This is a genomic window from Luteitalea sp. (assembly GCF_044337415.1).
GTDB lineage: Bacteria > Acidobacteriota > Vicinamibacteria > Vicinamibacterales > Vicinamibacteraceae > Luteitalea.
The window spans coordinates 1-3,401 of the sequence record NZ_JBIINP010000336.1; the positions used below are offsets into that span (position 1 = coordinate 1).

A 3,401-nucleotide genomic window follows, 5' to 3' on the forward strand; every position below is an offset into this window, starting at 1 on the left:
GCGCCAGGCGCGAAGTTCACGGCTGGCGACACCGTGCTGAACGACAGCGCCGTGTTTGCCGGCGCCTCGATGACGCGCTTCTACCTGTCCACTGATGGAGTGAAGGACGCCAGCGACGTGCTGCTGACCGGCTCGCGCAAGGTCGTCGCCCTCGCCGGCGCCGAAGCCTCGGCCGGGTCCGCCACGGTGACCGTGCCCGCCGGCACGTCGACCGGCAGCTACCGCCTCATCGCGTGCGCCGATGCGGCCAGCAAGGTGCGCGAGAGCAACGAGGCCAACAACTGCACCACGTCGGCAGGCTCCGTGCTGGTGGCCGAGCCCGACCTCGTCCTGTCACAGGTCAGCGGCGTGCCCGCCACGATTCGTCTCGGCCAGAAGATGACGCTGTCCGATACGGTGACCAACGTCGGCCAGGGACCGGCTGGCGCGTCGACCACGCGCTTCTACCTCTCGCTCGACACGACGTGGGCGCTCGGCGACGTCGTCCTCTCCGGGGCGCGCTCGGTGGTGGCGCTCGCGGGCGGTGCCGCCTCCACGGGCAGCAAGGCCGTGACCGTGCCAATCACGGTGCTGCCTGGCACGTACTACGTGCTCGCCTGTGCCGACGACGCCCGGAAGGTGGCTGAGTCGGACGAGACCAACAACTGCACGGCGTCTGGCAGCACCCTCGTCGTCCAGCCCTGATCGCACGAGATTCGGCCAGTCGGGTGGGGGCCTCGCCGCCCTCGCCCGACTCCGCCACTGCCGACTCCCGACTGCCGACTGCCGGCCCTGCCGACTCCCGACTCCCGTCACTGTCGGAAGTACGTCCTCGCGCTCCACGCCGGCCAAGGCTTCGCCCGGCGGTACCCTGTCTTGGCGCTCGACGCCTGGGTGTCTGAGCTATAGTCTCAGGCGGCTTGGCGACAGGCCTTCCCTCTCAGCGTCAGGAGACCGCGATGCAGCATCGCTTGTTACCCGCAGCCGCACTGATTGCGGCAATCCTCTGTGTCACACCGCTCGCCCATGCCCAGCAGAATCAGCCGCCCAAGGGCTTCACGGCGTTGTTCGATGGCAAGACCCTCGACGGCTGGTGGGGCTGGGGAACGAAGCACTACGACGAGTACATGAAGCTCGACCCCGCGGCGTTCAAGGCGCTCCAGGAGCAGAGCCGGATCGAGATCCGGAAGCACTGGCGCGTGGAGAACGGCGAACTGGTGGGCTATGGCAAGGAGCTCTTCCTGACCACGAACGAGTTCTACGAGGACTTCGAGCTCCTGGTCGAGTACAAGACCGGGCCGACGGCGGACTCGGGCATCTACCTGCGCGGCTGTCCGCAGGTGCAGATCTGGGACTGGACGAAAGAAGGTGGCAAGTGGGAGCTCGGGGCGGACAAGGGCTCCGGCGGGTTGTGGAACAACAAGAAGGGCTCGAAGGGGAAGGACCCGCTCGTGCTGGCGGACAAGCCGTTCGGTGAGTGGAACAGCTTCCGGATCACCATGATTGGTGACATCGTGACCGTCTACCTCAACGACAAGCTGGTCGTTGACCACGCGCGAATGCACAACTTCTTCCTCCGCGAAGATCAATCCCAACTGTTCGCTGAGCAAGAGGGCCCCATGCCGAAGCGCGGGCCGATCCAGCTGCAGACCTACGGCGACGAGGTCCGCTGGCGGAACGTGTTCATCCGCAAGATCGGAGCCGGCGAGGCGAAGAAGTAGGTCGCGTCCCCGCCGACCTCCCCGAACGCGGCCAGTTGATCGTCAGCCGCTTACGATCGCCGAGACGCCGGCGCGCTCGGCATGCAGTCGGGTGGGGGCCTCGCCGCCCTCGCCCGACTCCGGCACTGCCGACTCCCGACTCCCGACTGCCGACTGCCGACTCCCGTTACTCTCGGAAGTACTTCCTCACAATCCACTCCGGCTGCCACTGATCCGGCGTGCGCGTGGCGCCGGTGAGATCGAGGGCCGGCGGCTTCGCGCTGGTCGTCGGGATCGCCACGCTGTCCCCCATCTGCCCCTGCCACGTCTTCATCAACCCCTGTAGTCTCGCCACCTCCGCGGCATGCGCTGGCGTGGTGGCCAGGTCGGTCATCTCGTGCGGGTCGGCCTGCAGGTCGAACAACTGCAGGTAGCCGAGCGCGGGATAGGCGATGAGCTTCCAGCGCTGGTCGCGCACCGCGCGCTGGGTCTTCGTGTACACCGTGAACAGCGAGTCACGCGGCTCGCCACGGCCCTCCCAGGCCGGCTGCAGCGACGTGCCATCGAGCCCTGCCGGCGCGGCGACGCCGGCCAGCGCGGTGAGCGTCGGGTAGAGGTCGTGCAGGTAGGCAAGTGCGCGGCTTTCACGCCCGCCCGGGATGCCCGGGCCGACCACGATCATCGGCACGCGGGTGCTGTGCTCGAACACGCTCTGCTTGCCGAGCAGCCCGTGGCTGCCGAGGGCCAGTCCGTTGTCGGCGGCGAACACGACGATGGTGTTGCGACTGCGTCCGGTGGCCTCGAGGGCATCGAGCACGCGGCGGATCTGGCCGTCGAGGTGCGTGACCATGCCGTAGTACTCGGCGATCTGCTCGCGGACCATCCGCTCGGGGCGTGGCCAGGGCGCGAGGTTCTCGTCGCGCATCTGGCCCTCCGCGCCGCGCACGCCGCCGTTGTCGAAGGGGAACTGCGGCAGGAAGTTCGGCGGCAGCGGCGGCAGCGCGTCGTAGTAGGGCTGCGCGAAGGGCGCGGGCGGCTGCCGCGGATCGTGCGGCGCGGTGAAGGCGACGTAGGCGAAGAACGGCGCAGGGTCGGTGTACGACCGCAGGAAGTCGATCACCGAGTCGGCGAAGAGCTCGCTCGAGAAGGTGGTGGCGATGCGGATCGGGGTGAGGCGGCCATCGGGGCCGAGGTCCTTCACCGGCACCTTCGTGTGGTCGGACATGCCACCGAACATCACGGTGCGCCCGCGCTGGAAGGCGCGCAGCCACGAGGCCTCGCCGTTGTGCCACTTGCCCGTGCCGAAGGTCGCGTAGCCGGCCTTGCCGAGCACTTCCGGCAGCAGCGGCGCGTCGCCCATCGTCGACGTCGGCACGTGGAAGAGGGTGCGACCCGTCATGAGCATCGCGCGGCTCGCCACGCACACGGCACCGCTGTCGCCGCCGAACACGTGCGCTTCGCGGAAGCTGACGCCGCGGCGCGCGAGGTCGTCGAGTGTCGGCGTGCGGATGCGCGGATTGCCGTGCGCGCCGATCGTGTCGGCCCGCATGTCGTCGGCGAACAGAAACAGGATGTTGGGCCGTGCTGGCGCCGGCTGCGCCGACGCGACGACGCCGAGGGCCGCCACCGCCAGGGCCACCAGCGTGGCCCATGCCTTCAGGGGATGCATCGGCGGAGTGTAGAACAGGCTCAGGGCTCAGGGAGTACACCACAGAGTCAGGG

Annotated in this window: 3 protein-coding genes; 2 read left to right on the top strand and 1 reads right to left on the bottom strand. The window is 68.7% G+C overall.

Annotated elements, in window-relative coordinates; all coding sequences use genetic code 11:
- Together ACIRDX_RS21910 and ACIRDX_RS21915 are read left to right on the top strand one after the other, a co-directional pair.
- Window positions 1–684, top strand: a 684-nt coding sequence (locus tag ACIRDX_RS21910; protein WP_396627545.1) for a CARDB domain-containing protein, incomplete at its 5' end; no start/stop codon positions are given.
- A gap of 254 nt (window positions 685–938) precedes the next feature.
- Complete coding sequence (locus ACIRDX_RS21915) at window positions 939–1,700, top strand: DUF1080 domain-containing protein (protein ID WP_396627546.1); 762 nt, start codon at window positions 939–941, stop codon at window positions 1,698–1,700.
- A 166-nt stretch (window positions 1,701–1,866) separates the two neighbouring features.
- Here the strand turns inward: ACIRDX_RS21915 and ACIRDX_RS21920 are convergent, their stop codons facing one another.
- Window positions 1,867–3,348 (bottom strand): sulfatase-like hydrolase/transferase, encoded by a 1,482-nt coding sequence (locus ACIRDX_RS21920; protein WP_396627547.1) that lies wholly within the window; start codon window positions 3,346–3,348, stop codon window positions 1,867–1,869.
- Between the last annotated feature and the right edge of the window lie 53 nt (window positions 3,349–3,401).

Coding starts and splice junctions, on each gene's coding strand:
- ACIRDX_RS21915 (WP_396627546.1), top strand. CDS start 939: ATGCAGCATCGCTTGTTACCCGCAGCCGCACTGATTGCGGCAATCCTC.
- ACIRDX_RS21920 (WP_396627547.1), bottom strand. CDS start 3,348: ATGCATCCCCTGAAGGCATGGGCCACGCTGGTGGCCCTGGCGGTGGCG.